At 54.8% G+C, this 16,234-nt stretch carries 10 protein-coding genes; 4 read left to right on the forward strand and 6 right to left on the reverse strand.

The genetic code is table 11. The features are described 5' to 3' along the window. Positions 1–12: 12 nt before the first annotated feature. Together ACOQPM_RS02710 and ACOQPM_RS02715 are read right to left on the reverse strand one after the other, a co-directional pair. Positions 13–1,635: a tyrosine-type recombinase/integrase gene (locus ACOQPM_RS02710; protein ID WP_420627688.1), complete on the reverse strand. Its 1,623-nt coding sequence runs from the start codon at positions 1,633–1,635 to the stop codon at positions 13–15. Continuing rightward, entirely contained in the window at positions 1,632–2,573 is a 942-nt protein-coding gene (locus ACOQPM_RS02715; RefSeq protein ID WP_420627689.1) for a tyrosine-type recombinase/integrase, read from the reverse strand. The genes ACOQPM_RS02710 and ACOQPM_RS02715 overlap by 4 nt, the downstream gene beginning before the upstream one ends. Before the next feature lie 124 nt (positions 2,574–2,697). Between ACOQPM_RS02715 and ACOQPM_RS02720 the strand changes: the two genes are divergently transcribed. Beyond that, positions 2,698–3,444 carry a hypothetical protein gene (locus tag ACOQPM_RS02720; RefSeq protein ID WP_420627690.1) on the forward strand — a complete coding sequence of 249 codons (747 nt, stop codon included), beginning with the start codon at positions 2,698–2,700 and terminating at the stop codon, positions 3,442–3,444. A 644-nt stretch (positions 3,445–4,088) separates the two neighbouring features. Here the strand turns inward: ACOQPM_RS02720 and ACOQPM_RS02725 are convergent. The 4 genes from ACOQPM_RS02725 to ACOQPM_RS02740 all read right to left on the reverse strand — a co-directional run bounded on the left by ACOQPM_RS02725 (position 4,089) and on the right by ACOQPM_RS02740 (position 10,461). Continuing rightward, a complete protein-coding gene (locus tag ACOQPM_RS02725) occupies positions 4,089–4,841 on the reverse strand; it encodes a segregation and condensation protein A (RefSeq protein ID WP_420627691.1) in 753 nt (250 codons plus the stop codon). 22 nt (positions 4,842–4,863) lie between these two features. Further along, positions 4,864–5,400, reverse strand: a complete 537-nt coding sequence (locus ACOQPM_RS02730) for a double zinc ribbon domain-containing protein (RefSeq protein ID WP_420627692.1) — start codon at positions 5,398–5,400, stop codon at positions 4,864–4,866. A gap of 102 nt (positions 5,401–5,502) precedes the next feature. Beyond that, positions 5,503–5,904: a response regulator gene (locus ACOQPM_RS02735; RefSeq protein WP_420627693.1), complete on the reverse strand. Its 402-nt coding sequence runs from the start codon at positions 5,902–5,904 to the stop codon at positions 5,503–5,505. A 300-nt stretch (positions 5,905–6,204) separates the two neighbouring features. Continuing rightward, positions 6,205–10,461, reverse strand: a complete 4,257-nt coding sequence (locus tag ACOQPM_RS02740) for a S8 family serine peptidase (protein ID WP_420627694.1) — start codon at positions 10,459–10,461, stop codon at positions 6,205–6,207. Positions 10,462–10,715: 254 nt separating this feature from the next. On the opposite strand from ACOQPM_RS02740, the gene ACOQPM_RS02745 reads away from it, so the two are divergent. The 3 genes from ACOQPM_RS02745 to ACOQPM_RS02755 are packed head-to-tail and all read left to right on the forward strand — an operon-like array spanning position 10,716 to position 16,221. Then, on the forward strand, positions 10,716–13,613 hold the full coding sequence (locus tag ACOQPM_RS02745; protein ID WP_420627695.1) for a glycosyltransferase family 2 protein: 2,898 nt from the start codon (positions 10,716–10,718) through the stop codon (positions 13,611–13,613). Then, positions 13,610–15,442: an ABC transporter ATP-binding protein gene (locus ACOQPM_RS02750; protein ID WP_420627696.1), complete on the forward strand. Its 1,833-nt coding sequence runs from the start codon at positions 13,610–13,612 to the stop codon at positions 15,440–15,442. The genes ACOQPM_RS02745 and ACOQPM_RS02750 overlap by 4 nt, the downstream gene beginning before the upstream one ends. Then, a complete protein-coding gene (locus ACOQPM_RS02755) occupies positions 15,439–16,221 on the forward strand; it encodes a sulfotransferase family protein (protein ID WP_420627697.1) in 783 nt (260 codons plus the stop codon). Before ACOQPM_RS02750 ends, ACOQPM_RS02755 begins: the two co-directional genes overlap by 4 nt. Positions 16,222–16,234 lie beyond the last annotated feature (13 nt).

The raw sequence follows: 16,234 nt of genomic DNA on the forward strand, positions 1-16,234 counted from the left end.
ATTCCACAGCCCCTACGGCGACGGTTGTGCCACCAACGGCAATGCCAACATCCACGGCTCGTTAACAACCAAAGGAGTGGCAGTTTCGTTTTTTCCATTTGCTAAAGCCGCTAGCCGCTGTTGCAACTCTGTGAGCAACACCTGTTGTTTGTCGGTTAAAGGCTCTTTTTGCAGGCCATCTACCAGCGTCAGCAAGTGGCTTGTTGTGCCATTCGAGGGTGAATCTCCCATACCTTCCTCTCGCGGCAACTGGTTCACCAACCGCAGCTCCACCATTTCCATCGCCGTGAAATAGTCCTCCGCTACCGTTTCGTTGTGAATCTGAGTGTAGATGAGCGTCGTACTCAGCCGCTTGTGCCCCATGAGTGCCTGGATGGTGGTGATGGGGCAACCTGCATTGACGAGCTGGGTGGCAAAGGTGTGCCTGAGCATGTGGGGCGTCACCTTGACGTTGGCTCGCTTCCCCGCCGCCTTCATCCGGTTGCGAACTAGCTCATCTCCTAGCGGTGCATGCCGGTAGAGGAAAAGATGGTCGGTGGTGCCCGTGCCGCGCTTGGCCAGGTACGCTTTGAGCGTGGCGCAGATGCGCTCTGTCAGGTAAAGGGTGCGGTCTTTGAGCCCCTTGCCGCCTCGAATGACGATTTGCTGGTTGGTCAGCGAGAGGTCTTTCATTTCTAAGTCCATCAGTTCCGCGCCTCGGAGACCCGCCTGCCACAGCAGGTAAAAGATGGCTCTGTCCAAAAGCGCATTCCGCTGTCTGGCCGGGGTGTTGGCAGTGGTGACCCGCCGCTCAACCACCGCTTGCAGCCGAGCCATCTGCTCGTCGGTGAGAAAGCGGGGCAGGTCGGCGGGCTCGCGTAAACCCGCTTGCCGCAGCAGGGCTTGGGGTATCTCATACTCCCGCTCCTGGAGAAAACGCAACGTGGCTTGAAAGGCACGAATGTCCAGATTGATGGTTTTCACGCTGTAGCCCGCTTCCAGCTCGTCGTCTATGAAGGCATGGAGGTGGCGACGCTGGATGTCGGTCACGCTGTCAATCTCATCTGGGTAGTTGGCAAACAACCAACGCCACAGCTGGGTGTGGCTGCGCCAAAAGTTGATGATGGCACCCTTCATCCGGGACGGCCGCCAGTTGGCCTGCCGTATCTGCTGGTATTGGCATAGCTGGTAGGTTAACCAGTCTGGCAGCCCTGCTTGGTACCGCTTGAGGCGAGGAGCCAGGTCGTGAAGCGTGTCTGGCAGTTGAGCAACGCCCCGTTCCTGGTGCATAAAGCGGCGAAAGCGATGATGAGCGCGATGGGCCATCTCCAACCAGCGTTGGCTCACCTGCTTGGCCTGAAGATAGTCGAGGACTGGCTGGAAACCTGCTTCCAAGTCTAACTTTGCGTGGGGCTGTAAATGGTAGCCTAGAATATGCCCGGCAATGGGCAGGTAAAAGCTCTGGATGCTGACCAGTGAGGCGTTGTCGGCGTAGAGCCAGAGCAGATACCGCTCTAGCAGAGCGACGTTTTCGGCAGGCCAGGCGTCTGGTGGTTGGGGTTGGGGGTAGTTGGGCGGCAGTTTGGACTTACGGCTGTTTTTCAGGATGGCACTGTACCAGTCGGCGGCGGAGTCGTATTTTGGCGTAAAGCTCATGCGGCCACCGCCTTGGCTAGTTTCGCAGCCTGTTTTTCATCCTCTGTTTCTGGCTCGTTGTCACGCAAGTCCACATCCATTTGCCACTGGTCTAGCTGCTCGGCGGCGGCGTAGAACTCGGCCTGTACTTTCTGGTCGTTGGCGTCCAGATACCGCTGGGTGGTGGCGATCCAGGCGTGTCCCATTAGTTTCTGGACAGTGGTGACGGGCACGCCTGCGCCAACCAAGTCGTTGGCAAAGCTGTGGCGCAGCTGGTGGGCGGTGAGCTGTACCCCGGCGGCTTGGCGGTAGCGCATGAGTCGTTTGTGGATGGCGGTTGTGCTGAGGCCGTCTTGTTGGTAGCTGAGGAAAAGAAACGTACTGGGGACAGAGGGGCGTTTTAGGAGGTAGGTGGCAACGGCCGAAAATACCTGCGGCGACAGGTAAACGGTGCGCTCCTTGCTGTTCTTGCCAAAAACATGCACTCTTGGCGGTGCATCTTCCAAGAACAGGTCATGCAGTTGTAAGTTGGCTACTTCTGCAATCCTGAGACCGCAGCGCAGCATGAGGAGAAAGATGGCTCTGTCCCGCACGTCCTCGATGACCGCAAAAAACTGCTGCTGCACGTCCATGGGCACCGACCGGGGCAGCTTTTCTGGCTTCCGTAGAAAGTGCCGATGGTCTAGCACCGGGCAAGCAATTTTGGGATTGTCGTCAGCCAGGTAGGTGTAGAAGGCAATGACGGTAGCCAGGTGGCGGTTGATGGTGGAAGCTTGAAGGCCTCGCTCGACGAGCATCACCAGAAAGTTGTCAATGTCGTGAATGGTGACGTCGCCGGGGGGCTTGTCACCCGTGACGGTGAGCAGCCGATTGAGGACGTGGCGGTAATCTCGCCAGGTGCGGGCTTGTGTGTTGCGCCGTCGCACCCAGTTGACAAATGAATGGATTTCGTTGACCATTTTGGTGCCTCCTATGGGGTAGGGATAGTTTTCTGACAAAAACCATTCTACCTGTAGGAGGCCACAGTTTATGGCCTGCTAGGGTCAACGGGTGGTTAAGAGTACAGGGTCTTATATATACCGCATGCTCACACCGGATTCCATTGTACCCAATCCTGCAAATCCGCAAAGTTACAACAGATTCTCTTACGCCTACAACAACCCCATAAATTATTCCGATCCATCTGGGCATTATGCAGTATGTTTCCAACAAGGCCGAGCAACAGATGATGAAGTGACAGCTTTAAGCCAGATTTGTCAAGAGCTTGCAGACTCAGGTGCTTTTGGTGCAAGTGGCGTTTATGAAGTCTTTGAGAATACAGAAGACGGTGCCATAGAAGCTCTAGAATGGCTTGCAATGATGCTAGGTGAAGGAGGCGAGCTCTATGGTGTTGATGAGCCTTTCGTCCTAGTTGGGTTCAGTTGGGGAGGGGGAGCAGCACTTGAATTCGCCAAATTACTCGACGGAAGAATCAACATTACCATTGATGCATTAGTGACAATAGACCCTGTATTGTCAGGGAGAGAAGAGTTTGGTCGAGAATTTGTTGATATTCAAAACGTAACAATCCCTGAAAATGTAGACTCGGCGTACAATATTTATGCAACGGAGGATGCATTTGGGATACTCCGTCCTTTTGATCAAGGTGAACAGAATATTGAAGGGGCATTAAACGTTGCAATGGCAGATACAAACCATTGCACAATTGCCTATGAATCTTGTGGAGGTATTGTCCCTCAACAAGAAAGCAGTGACTCCCCTATTAACCAAACGACTCTAAGTTATGTGAAAACATGGCTCGACTTCCTATCCTTTTCCGGAGAGTGGTAAATTATGTTAAAGACTATTGCTGTCTGGCTCAAAACTAGCAATCCCTTCAATAATCTTCACTTGACGCGGAACAGGATCGTTTTTCTGAACCTTCTATTGTTAGGATTTTGGTTTGTTGTTTTTTACTTTTTTAGTTTTCTCATATGGGAAGATCCTGGGTTCCGGATAAGATATCCGCTCAAATGGTTATTATGGCAATCTGTTGCTGTATATCCCCTATTTATAATTTTAGGGGTGATAATTACATTTGTTGGAAAATTTAGAAAACAGCATCGTCTATTAAGATATGGAATAATCGTTCCTTTAACAACGGGAATGCTGATTATTATTTTTGCAATTGCAATTTCGATACTCAACTGACTGAGCCATTCACGCTACAGTTTCCCCTTGCTGGGGACGGGTCTTCACGGTAGGCTGTGGCACGGCGTCTCGCCGCGCCACTTTTTTTGCCTGCATGGAATGTAATGGAGCGGGAATAGTTTGGATGGGAAACGGCTTTATCCACCTAACTTGTGCAAAAAATTTGGAGGATTCGCGTTAGCAAAGTAGGCGGCGCGGCCAGAGGCCGTGCCGCAGCCGGGTGAGGTTTTGTGCTTGCCGAAGACCGCTCCGCAACGGGGAGTGGAAGCGTGAGTTTTACCCTGTCACGGCACGGCCGTTTCCACCGGTTCCCTATACTCTGGATTGGCGCGTAACTCAATGGGGCCAAAAAGCGCGGGTTGGCTGGCTAAAATTTCTTGCCGCTTGATCAGCTCCAGCACGGCCAGCAGCGTCACCGAAATCTCCAGGCGGCTTGTGGTGGCAGAGAGCAAATCGGTGAAGCCAAAGGCACTGTGTTGCTTAGCGCGCTGACGCAGACGGCCAAGTTGCCCCTCGATGGTTATGCGGCGCGGCTGCACGATGGCCACGCTTTCTTCCAAATCCTCTACTCGCGCCAGGGCATTGCGAACGGCCGTTAACAACGAATCCACCGTCACCCCGCTCATATCCAGTCGCCCTTCCAGCTTGGGCGGCGGCGCAACCCGCAGGTAGGTGCGTAAGCCCTGTTCTTCCCGCGCCTGTAGCCATTGAGCCGCCTGCTTAAACCGCTTGTATTCCCGCAGTTGACGCAACAGCGTCTCAGCCGGGTCTTCTTCCTCCTCACCTTCGATGATGACGGGCGTTTGGGGCAGCAGAGCCCGACTTTTAATTTGCACCAGCCGCGCCGCCACCACCAGAAAATCAATTAGCTGCTCGATCCGGTTTTGCTTGAGCTGTTCGATTTGTTCTAGATATTGATCGGTAACTTTAACCAGGGAGATGGCGGTAATATCAAACTCTTGTCGCTCGATGAGGTGGAGCAGTAAATCCAGGGGGCCAGCAAAGCTGGGGAGATCAATGGTGTATGGGCGAGACATGCGCCCTATTGTAGCTCGGCGTCTACAAAACGGCGAAAGCGGTGACGATTAAAATAAAGAGGGAGAGGACGAGAACGGCCGTAAAAATAAGCTGCTGATCTTGCTTTTTCTGGGCAGCTTGGCGTTCCCGAATGTCCTGTAAACGCGCCTGTTCTTTTTCTATTAGCCCCGTCATGCGTCGCTCAGAATCTGCCTTTTCTTTTTCCTTGAAAAATTGAGCTTCGCGCATCTGTTCATCCAGGCGGCTCATGGTGCTGTGCTTGTTATGTAAACTAAGTAGCTGGAAAATGTCGAGTGCCGCGCCACAATCCTGACAATATTCTGCCCCAGCCCAATTTCTGGTATGGCATCGTTCGCAGGTTCGGGTGAGGGCCGTGCCACAAGTGTGGCAAAAGCCGCTGTCCACTTTGTGGTATTCGCCACAATTGGGGCAAACGTGGCCATCTAGCAAAAGGTGACTGCTACAAGCAGGGCAAGAAATTTGCTGTCCTTGTTCTTTTAGATTGATGGGATGTGTGCAGCTGGGGCAAGCCAGTTGAACCAGAATGTCGTCGCTCATGTTGTCCTTTTTGATAGCACGTCTTTATAAAAAAAGTATAAAGATGCGACTACGAAAAAGATACAGGACGAAAGTATCAAACGACCTTACATTCAGGTGAAGTTATTCGCTTTTGTTTTGGCTGGCAAGTTTTTGAATGGTTTGTACGACGTCTGGAAAATCAAATGGTTTGGGCAGGAATTCGGCTCCGATTTTTTGCAGGCTTTCCTGACTGGGCGCCGGCCAGGCGCTCACGAGAACAAACGGCCGTTCTTCCCCCAGTTCCCGCAATTTCCCCGCCAGCTCCAGACCGGTCATTTTGGGGAGGCGAATGTCAAAAAAGAACAAATCTACTTCTGCCAGTTCCGCATCATCTACCTGCTTTAGCAAAGCTTCAGCACTCATGAAGACAGGCTGAACCTCAATGCCAAACAGCCCCAGGCCGCTTACCAATAGCTGGGCAATGCTTGGCTCATCTTCCACATAAGCAATTTTTACGGTTTCTTGCAATGTATTGTTCAACATCTAGACCTCAATTTAACATTTAAAAAATGATAACTATTCACGTCCCTGAGGTGACAGTCACTTTGTTAAGGTCTTCAATTTGGTAAAGCCTCTGAAGAAAGTGACTGTCACCTGTATAGTTACAAAAAATGTGCCACCCATCATAACTGATTCACCGATTTTGACGAGTGAATGAATCGCAAATTCATTTTCTGTTAGGAGAAAAAGGCTATAGGTTCGTTCACGAATTACTTTTGTTCAGGAAACGAACCCCAGGGTTTGACCGTTTACCGAAACTCAAAAGTTAAAAACGGTCAAACCCTATGGCTCTGGATTGTGCCGCAAAATGGGCAGGTATTGGGTGAACACGGGCAGATCTGCCCATTGGGCAAAGAAGGTGGGAGCCGTCACGCCGTCGTTTACCAGGGTGGTGATGGCAATGCGTTGGGGAACGGCCGTTCCCGCCCGCGTTAGCACCAATGTCACCGTTACCTGCGCGGCTACGTCTAACGTGCCTTCCCAATAGAGCCGCCTGTCGCCCACGGTGGCGCTACCTGCACTGCTGCCCAGCGTATCGGTGACGATGTAGAAGCTGTTGGGCAAGCTGACGACGGTGGAGATTTGGCCAGAAGCCGCCAGACCCACATTTTGCAGCATCACGGTGGTGGTAAAAACGGTGGCGGCGAGGGGTTGGTTGGGAACGGCCGTCATTGCAACCAAAATGTCTGATGCCTGCACCCAGCTTTGGGCATGGCGGGTAAATGTAAGATCGTGCCGCCCATCGTGCAGCAGTAGCTCATTTTCAATCAATTCGCCTGATGGCAGCAAGCCGCCGGGCGTGGCTTGGTAAGTGATGACGTGGCTACCGCCGCTGGGCAAAGCTCCGCTCCAGGTAAGCTGCCGCGTGGCAGCATTATAACTTGCCTCGCCCGTCACAGAATTCAGGTCAATTTGCAGCCAGGGAGAAAGTGTATTGGTCATCCAGACGGTGTTGCTAAGGCCACCATCGCTTTGGCGGATGGTAATGGCGTAGGTGCGCGGCTCGCCTACATTGCCCACCCGCTGGTCTACTGTGAAGGTCGAGTCGCCCAAGTCGCTTAGCCAGCCGATCACCTGGTTCATCGCTTCAGCCTGGCGGGTGGGGGTGATGGTTTCAAAAGGCACTGCCCAAAAGACGGCGCGCCAATCGTCGCCAGCGGTGGCCGTACCGGCTGGGAGCGCCCTGTCGCTCCACAAAAACGGCTGGCTGTGGTCTGCGGGTAAGATGCCATCGCCGTGATTTTGGTAGGGGTCAAACGTGAGCGGCAAGGGCAAAATATCTGCAGCGTTACCGTAGCCAATGAGCCGCGTGGGATCAATGGATTCCAGGTAGCTTTCTACGCCAAAATAGTGCTGCGCCAGCGGCGTGTGGCGGTGGTAGTACAGAAAATCCTGGCTAGTGAGGAAAAGCCGACCGCCTTGAGCCAAATAGGCTTCCAGTGCCAAATTTTCGTCGTAGGTGAGGGGTTGGAACCAGTCGTAGCCGGTGTACCAGATGACAAAGTCGTACTGGTTGAGCAAAGCAAGCGGCGGGCCGTTGCGCGACACGGTGGCATGTTCAGTGTCCCACACGTCGTAAGTTAGCCCCATGCTGTCCATCGCCGCGGTTAGTTCAGCCGATTGGTCGTACCAGCGGTCGTCGTCCACGAAGAGGATGTTGCCGGGGGCGGCGAGCTGCACGGTGAGATTGGTTTCGTAGGCTGGGTTGTTTTGGGAAACGGCCGTTACCCTTAAACTCTCCACCTCACCAGAATCCAGCTCAGGCGGCACCTCGATGGTGAGGATGGTTTGCCCCCCCTGGCACGGCCCCAGCGTCACCGTTTTGGTGACCAAATCGGCTTCCCACGCCGCGCCAGAAATGGTGAGCGTGAAGGTGTCGGTGAGCGTTTCGCTACGGTTGAAGATGTCAACCGTGTACGCCATTTGCGTACCGGGGATGGCGAGTTCGTCAATAGTGTCAGGGAAAAATTGAACGCCAAACTGCTCACGCGGCTGGTTAAAATGGTCGAAGCTGCGGGCCAAAATGTCGGCGCGATCAGCCGCCTCCGGCACGCCTTCTAGCCCAAAACCCAGGTAAACCAGCTGGAACGGGGCGCAATACCCAGCCGTGAGCCCAGCAGCCTGGCCATCTTCAAACAGAAAAGCGGGGTCAGATAGCAGTTTCAGGCGCGGATCAGAAATGTCGGGGGCGGTTTGGTTGTTGCTGCTGCTGCCGCCGTTGAGCGTAAAGTTGAGGCCGTTGAACAGGGAGTCATCGCTGCCGGAGATGGTTTGCGTAACGGCCGTTTTGCCCAAATAGCGCGCATTCAAATCCCGATACCACCATACTTGGGTGCTCAAGCCCAGGCCATCGAAATATCCCAGATTTTGTCCGCTGATGAACAGATTGCCGCCCAAACCAAGATAGTCGGTGATGACATCATTGAGGCCCAAATAGCCAGGGGAATCAAGCGGGCTGGACCAAATGACCGCCTCGTACTGGCTCAAAGTGTCTAGTTTTGGCACCTGGATGGGGCTACGCACGGTCCAGGTGTCGAAGCTGTAGTTGATGGCGGTGAGGGCTTCGCGATACGGGGCTGCCTGGCTGCTAAAGTACCATTGGCCGCTGTCTACCAGCAAAATGGTGGGGGCATCTGCCAAAAAGAATGGCTGCACAACGGCCGTACCCTCACCAATCCACACCTCTGCCCGCTGCTGCTGGTAGCCGGTTTTGGTCACAATGAGTTCGTAATTACCGACGGGCAGGGCTGCATCGAACGCGCCGTTGCCATCGGTGAGCAGGGTAAAGGGCGTGCCGACGATCTCAATTTGGGCATTGGGCAGCAGCGTGTAGCCACTCACACTGCGGACAGTTCCCAGCACACGGCCGTTTGGCAATAAATTCACAGCCAGATCGCGGGTTGTTGTTTGGCCATCGCTGACCACGACGTTGCTGACGGTAATTTGCGTGTAGCCAAAGGGAGCGGCAGTGAGCGTGTAACTGCCGCTTTGCAAAATGGCTTGGTAACGGCCGTTGCTATCTGTAACAAATGGCAGCATGGCACCAGACGGAGTGGTAATGGTGATAATGCTGTTGGGGAGCGGCAGGTCAGCCCCCAGCAGTTGCCCGGTTAGCACGCCGGTAGTCACTTGGGGGGCAACGGCCGCATACGCATCCAGCCGCCCCCAGCCGCTGTCGTTGTTGGGATGGGTGGTGGTGAAGGGAACGGCCGTTTCTGCCAAAATCTGGTTCACCTGGGCGCGGGTTAAGCTAGGGTTGACACTCAGCAGCAGGGCAATGGTGCCTGCCACATGCGGCGCGGCCATCGAGGTGCCGTTTTCTAGTCCATACGCCCCATCGGGCCGTGCCGACCAAATTTGCGTGCCCGGTGCCACCAGCCAGGGCTTTGGCTCATCCGTTTGCAGCGAGGGGCCCCGCGAAGAAAACCAGGCCACGTCGTCAATCTCGTCGCTGGCACCGACGGAAAGTACGTCTGGATAACCCGCCGGGTAGCCAACAGTGCCTTCAAATGGGCCGCTGTTGCCCGATGAAAAGACGACCTGGATGCCAGCAGCGTGCAGGGCGGCTACATCTTCTACAAATAGCTCGCTGGAGAAGGGGCTGCCCCAGGAGTTGTTCACCACGTCTGGGGCAAGGGCAACATCGCCATTGGGGGCCAGCAGCCATTCAAAACCACGATGCACGTCGCTTTCCCAAATGAAGCCCAGCGGATCGGCCACGTTGACGGCAATCCAGTTGGCACCCGGAGCGACACCGATGCCATTGTGCCCAACGGCCGTTCCCGCCACATGTGTGCCATGCCCCACGCTATCTACCGGGATGGTGTCTGTGGGGAAGACGGCGTTGAACCAGTTTCCGGCGTGGTCAACGGTGCCGCCCTGGTTGCCCCGATAATTTTCCATCAGGTCAGGATGTTCCCAATCCACGCCTGTGTCCATGATGGCAACGGTGACGCCCCCACCGTCTATGCCCAGGCCGTGCCAAACGTGCGGCGCGTTGATTTTCTGGATACCCCAACTAGCAACCGGGCCGGTTACGACGGCCGCATTGGCCGCCAGCAGCGTTGCGGTGGGAGTGTCGGTAGCACCAATTTTCTGCACGATGACATCGGGTCGTACCTGCACAACCTCTGGCAAATTGGCGATGGCCTGGACTGCCGTTAAATTGCCCGTGGCGGCGATGCTGTTCACCAGCCAGAGGGAACGCACCGCCGTTGCATCATTGGTGGCTGCCAGTTCATCCAAAAGCGAGAGTGCCCTGGCCTGGCTGCTGGCAGCGGTTTGCTGCAGGCTGTCTACCAGTTCCATTTTGGCGGCGGGATTGGTGGGCAGAACGGCCGTCTCCGCCAAATCAGCAATGAAGCGAACGGCCGTGCCATCGGCCAGCGCTTCAAACAGAGCCGGGTCAATTTTGTCACTATTTTGCGCCGCTTCCGCTACATCAAAGCGAGCGGCAGCTAAAAAGAGGGTGGCGATGAGGCCTAACGCTATCGAGACGCTGAAAAAGAGAATGCTGATACGTCGCTGCATGGTAGCCATTATAACCGCAAATCTAGCAATTCAGTTGACCGGTACCATGGTCATATTGTGTTCACGGCATGCCAGGTGGTAAGCCTTGATGTAAGTGCAGTAAGGTATTTTTTTGTGGGGTGCATCACGACAACACAGTCTTCACAATCTAGCCAAAATTCATTGTTATGTATCAGCAGGGAAACGACATGAGCATAGGTTCATCATTCATAATTCATCCTTCATAATTCATCCTTCATAATTCATAATTTTCTTAGGGCAAAATGAATCCGGGTATAAGCATCATCATTCCAACTTATAACAGCGCAGCTTACCTGCCACAGGCCATTAAATCTGTTCTGGCACAGGGGTATGCGCCGTTTGAGATCATTGTGGTGGATGATGGTTCAATCGACGAGACGACCGTTGCCCTCAAACCATATGTAGACAAAGTTAAATACGTCCGGCAAGAAAATAGTGGCTCGGCGGCGGCGCGCAACCGGGGATTGCGGCTGGCAACGCATGAGTTGGTGTTGTTTTTGGATGCCGATGATTTGCTGCTGCCCGACAAGCTGCAGCAGCAGGCTGCTTTTTTGCAGCTTCAGCCAGAGATTGGGTACGTTTCCAGCGGCTGGCAGCAAATTGATGAAGCGGGTCAGGTTCTACTCACGGTGGAACCGTGGCAGCACGCGCCTAATTTGGCATTAGAAGATTGGTTGCAGTACAAGCCTGTGCAATTGGGCGCGATTTTGTTCCGCCGCATCTGGCTAAACCGGGTGGGGGGGCTAAATCCCTCGCTGCGGCAGGCCCACGACGTGGATTTGATGCTGCGTCTGAGTTTGGCAGGCTGCCAGGGCGCGTGGCTGTACCAGCCCACCCTGCAATACCGGCAGCACCAGGCCAGCACCATGCGGAAAACGGCCGTTCAAACCCAATCGGTTTTACAGGTGCTACAGAACTTCTTTGCCACGCCCAACCTTCCCAACCATTTGCGCCAGCAGAAGAGCAATACCTATTTTTACACGCTGCTCTGGCTGGGCTGGCACGCGGCAGTGCATGGGGATGTGGCAACGGCCGTTTCCACCCTGCAACAAAGCCATACATTTGCCCAAAAACGAGCCAACCTCGCCATCGTACACACGGTGGTCGAGTGGCTGTTTCATTTTGTGCAGTGGGAATGGGAAAACGGCCGTACCGCGCCGCTGCCAGACACCATCTGGCCCATTTTTGAGCAAGCTGCGCCAAAAATTACCGTCTGGCCAGAGCTGAAGCGGCTGGCGACATGGTGGCAAGCCGAACAGCCAGCCACCGTGCGCCAAGCATACACGCCGTTCGATTTGTGGCGCATTTTTCAGTCCGGGCTGGATTGGGAGCAGGGCAACACGGAGCTAACGGCCGAACTGATTCTAGAATGGTGGGCGTTGGTCTGGCAGCCATATGCCCACAAGCAATTTGATTTGGCGTTTGCAGGCTGGGCTCATTTTTCGCACTTGGATCAGCTGCGGCTGGTGCAGTTGGTGCGGGTGGGGCTGGCTGCCGAGCCAGACGCGGTGGACAGCAATGCCCTGAGCCAGCTTTGGCAAGATGCCTGCACCCACGGTTTGCGGCTGGAAGATGGATTTGATGAGCCTGCTTTCTTTGCCGCGTTGTCTGGCGTGCGCCCACCGCGCGTGAGCGTCATTGTGCCGGTTTACAACGGCGCGGCGCACATTGTAGAGACGGTGGAATCAGTGTTGGCGCAAACTTACACTGATTTGGAGCTGATTGTGGTAGATGATGGCTCTACTGATGGTACGGCCGATTTGCTACGGCCGTATCGCGGCCAAATTCGGCTCATTCAACAAGAAAACCAGGGCGTGTCGGCGGCGCGTAATTATGGGCTGCGGCTGGCATTGGGCGACTTTGTGCTTTTTCTAGACGGGGACGACGTACTGTACCCAGATAAGCTAGCGCAGCAGGTGGCGACGCTGGAAGAAGATCATTTGCTGGGGGCGGTGCATTCTGGCTGGCGGCTGGTGGATGAATACGGCCGTCCCCTTCGGAACGTGCAGCCCTGGGCGCAGACAGCAACGCTGGATTTGAAAGCGTGGCTGCAATGGAAGCCCGTCTTTCTGGGAGCCATGCTGTTCCGGCGCAGTTGGCTGCAGCGCATTGACGGTTTTCGCTCCGACTTGCGCCAGGCGGAGGACACGGACTTTTTGCTGCGGCTCAGTTTGGCAGGTTGCCGCATGCGCTGGCTAGAAGTGATGACGATTGATTATCGGCAGCACGGGGCGGGCGTGACACAAAACGGCCGTCGCCAAGCCAAAGATATGCTCACTGTACTGGCTGACTTTTTCAGCCGCCAGGAATTACCGCTGCACATTCAGGCGATGGAACCAGCCGTGCAGCAGTACACACTCATCTGGCTGGTGTGGCAGCTGCAGCGCACCGGCTACCCGGATGAGATTGTGCCCTATCTGCGCCGCGCCACCACCGCCAACGGCGAGCATCCCCCCACTATTTTGGCACAAACCTGGCTGGTGCAGTTGGCCAGCTACGGCCGTTCCGAAGGATTACCTTTAACTGAGCTACGCACCTTTTACCCTCACATTCGCACTGCCCTGCAGCTAGAGGACGAGCGCTGGCCCGCCGTCGAGAGAATGCTGGATTGGTGGTTGAACCAATGGCCATTGCTGCACAGCGGTGGCCTGGGTGACCTGGGGCAAGTGCAGCAAGTGGTACATGGCGGCCTGCATCTGGAAGAAGCGGGCCACGTGCGCTCAGCCATTGAGTGGGTGGAGTGGTGGCTGAAGGTGTGGCACACTTTTTTGCCCCACGAAACGTGCGGCGACGGCCACCAGATGAGTTCCTTTTTAGACAAAACCGCCGCAGAAGTGGCGCATCTGGCCAAAGGCTCAATTGTGTACGCGCCAGACCGGGTAGAGGCGTGGCAAATTATGGTCTTTTGGTATCGGGCGCAGGAGTGTGGGTTGATACGGCCGTCCGACAAACATCTCGTTGTCAGCCTGTACCTCACCTACTTTGGCCAATCGCTGCTGGGGCGGCAGTGGCACCGTGCCTGGCAAGGGCTGTGGAAAGCCATTCGGTTTAGTACGCCCAAAGCAAAGGTGGCCTGGAGTGATTTTATTTTGTCAGGGATTGTATATTGGCGAAACGGCCGTGTAGGGAGCACCAGTTGACAAAACCGCAAGAAGAAACCTTCACGCGCACCAAAGTGACCCTGCTGCTCCAATCGGCTCGCTGGGCGCTGGGCGTAACCTGGGGCATTCACAAAGGGCTGCTGCTGGCGCTGACCACTATCACCGTGCTGCACAGCCTGGCACCAGCAGGTTTGGCCTTTGCCGTGCGCGGCCTGGTGAATGCCGCCTCTGATTTAGTGCTAGCAGGGGGTGGAGACAGCGGCCCGCTGCTGTATTGGCTTTCAATTAGTTTTGGCATCACCCTGCTAGAAACAATTGGCGATTTTGCCACCAAATATTTCAATCGTCGCTTGCACGACGAGCTAAACCTGCACATCACCAGCGATGTGCTAACCCACGCCACCAAGCTAGACATGGCTCACTTTGAAGATGTGCGCTTTCAGGACATGCTGGAACGTACCCAGCAAAATGTAGCAGGTCGCTTTTCGCAATTTATCAGCAAAGTGTTGGCTGTTTTTGCCAACGTGGTGCAGATGATTTCGCTCGTTATCATCCTGGCCACCATTGAGCCGCTGATCATGCTGGTTTTGGTAGCCATTGCCTTCCCGTACCTTTATTTTCAGTGGCGGCTGGCCAAAGAGCGGTACCAGATGGAGTTTAACCGCATTACCAAGCAGCGCTGGACGCGCTATTTTGTGATGCGCCTGACGGGGCAGGATTTTGTGCCAGAAGTGAAGCTGCTGCGTCTTGCGCCACTGCTCATCAACAAATTCAAGGCGTTGATGACTGAATTTCGGGATCACAATCAGCAGGTGAACCGGCGCGTTTTTTGGGGAAGCTCGCTGTACGCAACGATTGCGGCCGTTGGCTTTTATCTTACTTTTGCCCGCGTGGTGCTGCGGGTTGTCGCCAGCGATTTAACAATTGGGGATGTGGCCATCTTTGGCGGGGCGATGGCGCGGCTGCGGCAATCGCTGGAGCAGGCCATTTTAAGCACCACCGATGCCCTGGAGCATACGCTGTACATTGCCAATTTGCAGGAATTTTTTGCGCTCGATCCTACGCTGAGTCGCTCATCAAGCGACGGCATTGAGCTGCCTGATTGCCAGGGTGAAGTGGTGTTCCAGGATGTCTCGTTTACGTATCCCGGTACCACAACCCCCGTACTTGAGAATATTTCGCTGCACATTCAGCCTGGGGAAACGGTGGCGATTGTAGGGCGCAATGGTGCAGGCAAAACGACATTGGTGAAGCTGATTGCCCGACTTTATGACCCAATCTGCGGCACGGTGCGGCTGGATGGCGTGGATGTGCGGGCGGTGTCGTTGGATAGTTTGCATCGGCAGCTTTCATTTGTGTTTCAGCAGTACGGCCGTTACGAAGCCACCGTTGCCCACAATATTGCCTATGGTGATTGGGAGAATTTGCTCAACGATCAGTCGAAAATTGAAGAAATTGCACGTCTTGCAGACGCACACCGCATGATCGAAAAGATGCCGGAGGGGTACGAGACACGGCTTGGGCGCATGTTTGGCACACACACCCTCTCTGGTGGGCAGTGGCAAAAAATTGCCATCGCCCGCGCCTTTGCCCGTGATGCGGCTCTGCTCATTTTGGATGAGCCAACGTCCAATTTGGATCCACGCACGGAGTTCCGCATCTTTTCCAACTTTCGGGAGCTGGCGCAGGGGCGCACCACCATCTTAATCTCGCATCGCTTTTCTACAGTAAGCATTGCTGACCGCATTTTGGTCATGGAAAAGGGGCGCATTGTGGAATCTGGCTCCCATGAGGAGCTGATGGCGCTGGATGGGGAGTACGCTACGCTGTATGCCCTGCATCAGCGGCGACTGGAGCGGCAGGCATGACGCTGATCATTTCGGGCCATCAACGGTCTGGTACCACGCTGCTGCGCCGCTTGTGCGATGGGCATCCACAAATGAAGGTTGCCAACGAGTTTGGCTGCTTTGCCGATGTGGGGCTGACGGTGCAGCAGGCGTGGGCAGCACGGTGGGCACAGTGGCGGTTGGTAAACGGCCGTTGGGCGTTCGACTCTAAATTTGCTACCCACCCACGCCGCCATTGGCACAATCTTGGGTTCATGCTGCGCTACTGTTGGCAGCTGGCGCGAATGACTGATGGCTCGGTGACGGCGCAGGCTGTAGCGGGTGCGTTGAGAGCCATTTGGCCAGAAACGGCCGTTATCGGTGATAAGTTACCTCAATACATGCCTCTGCTTCCCCAATTGGTACAAAATGAAGCGTGTCGTGTGGCCATTATTTACCGGGATTGCCGAGATGTCACTAGTTCCTTTTTAGAAAAGGTTCGTACCGTTTGGCGTACCAGAGAATGGGCCACGGAGGTAAATACCGCCGAGAAGATCGCCACGAATTGGGTGAATCACATCGCCTTGATGGAGAAGTTAGCTGATGAAATTCACATCATTCAGTACGAGCAACTTGTCCAGGAGCCAAAGCGGGTGCTAAACGAGTTGGCCGATTGGTTGGAAATTGATCAGGCTGGCTTTAAGCCGCAAACTATTAAAATAAACAGCTTGGGTAAGTATAAAAAGGGGCTCACTCAAGCAGAATTGGCGGAGGTAACGGCCGTTGCTGGCCCCACTATGCGCCACTTAGGGTACATATGAGAGGCATGAGACG

The organism is Candidatus Leptofilum sp., from assembly GCF_965223525.1.
GTDB lineage: Bacteria > Chloroflexota > Anaerolineae > Promineifilales > Promineifilaceae > Leptofilum.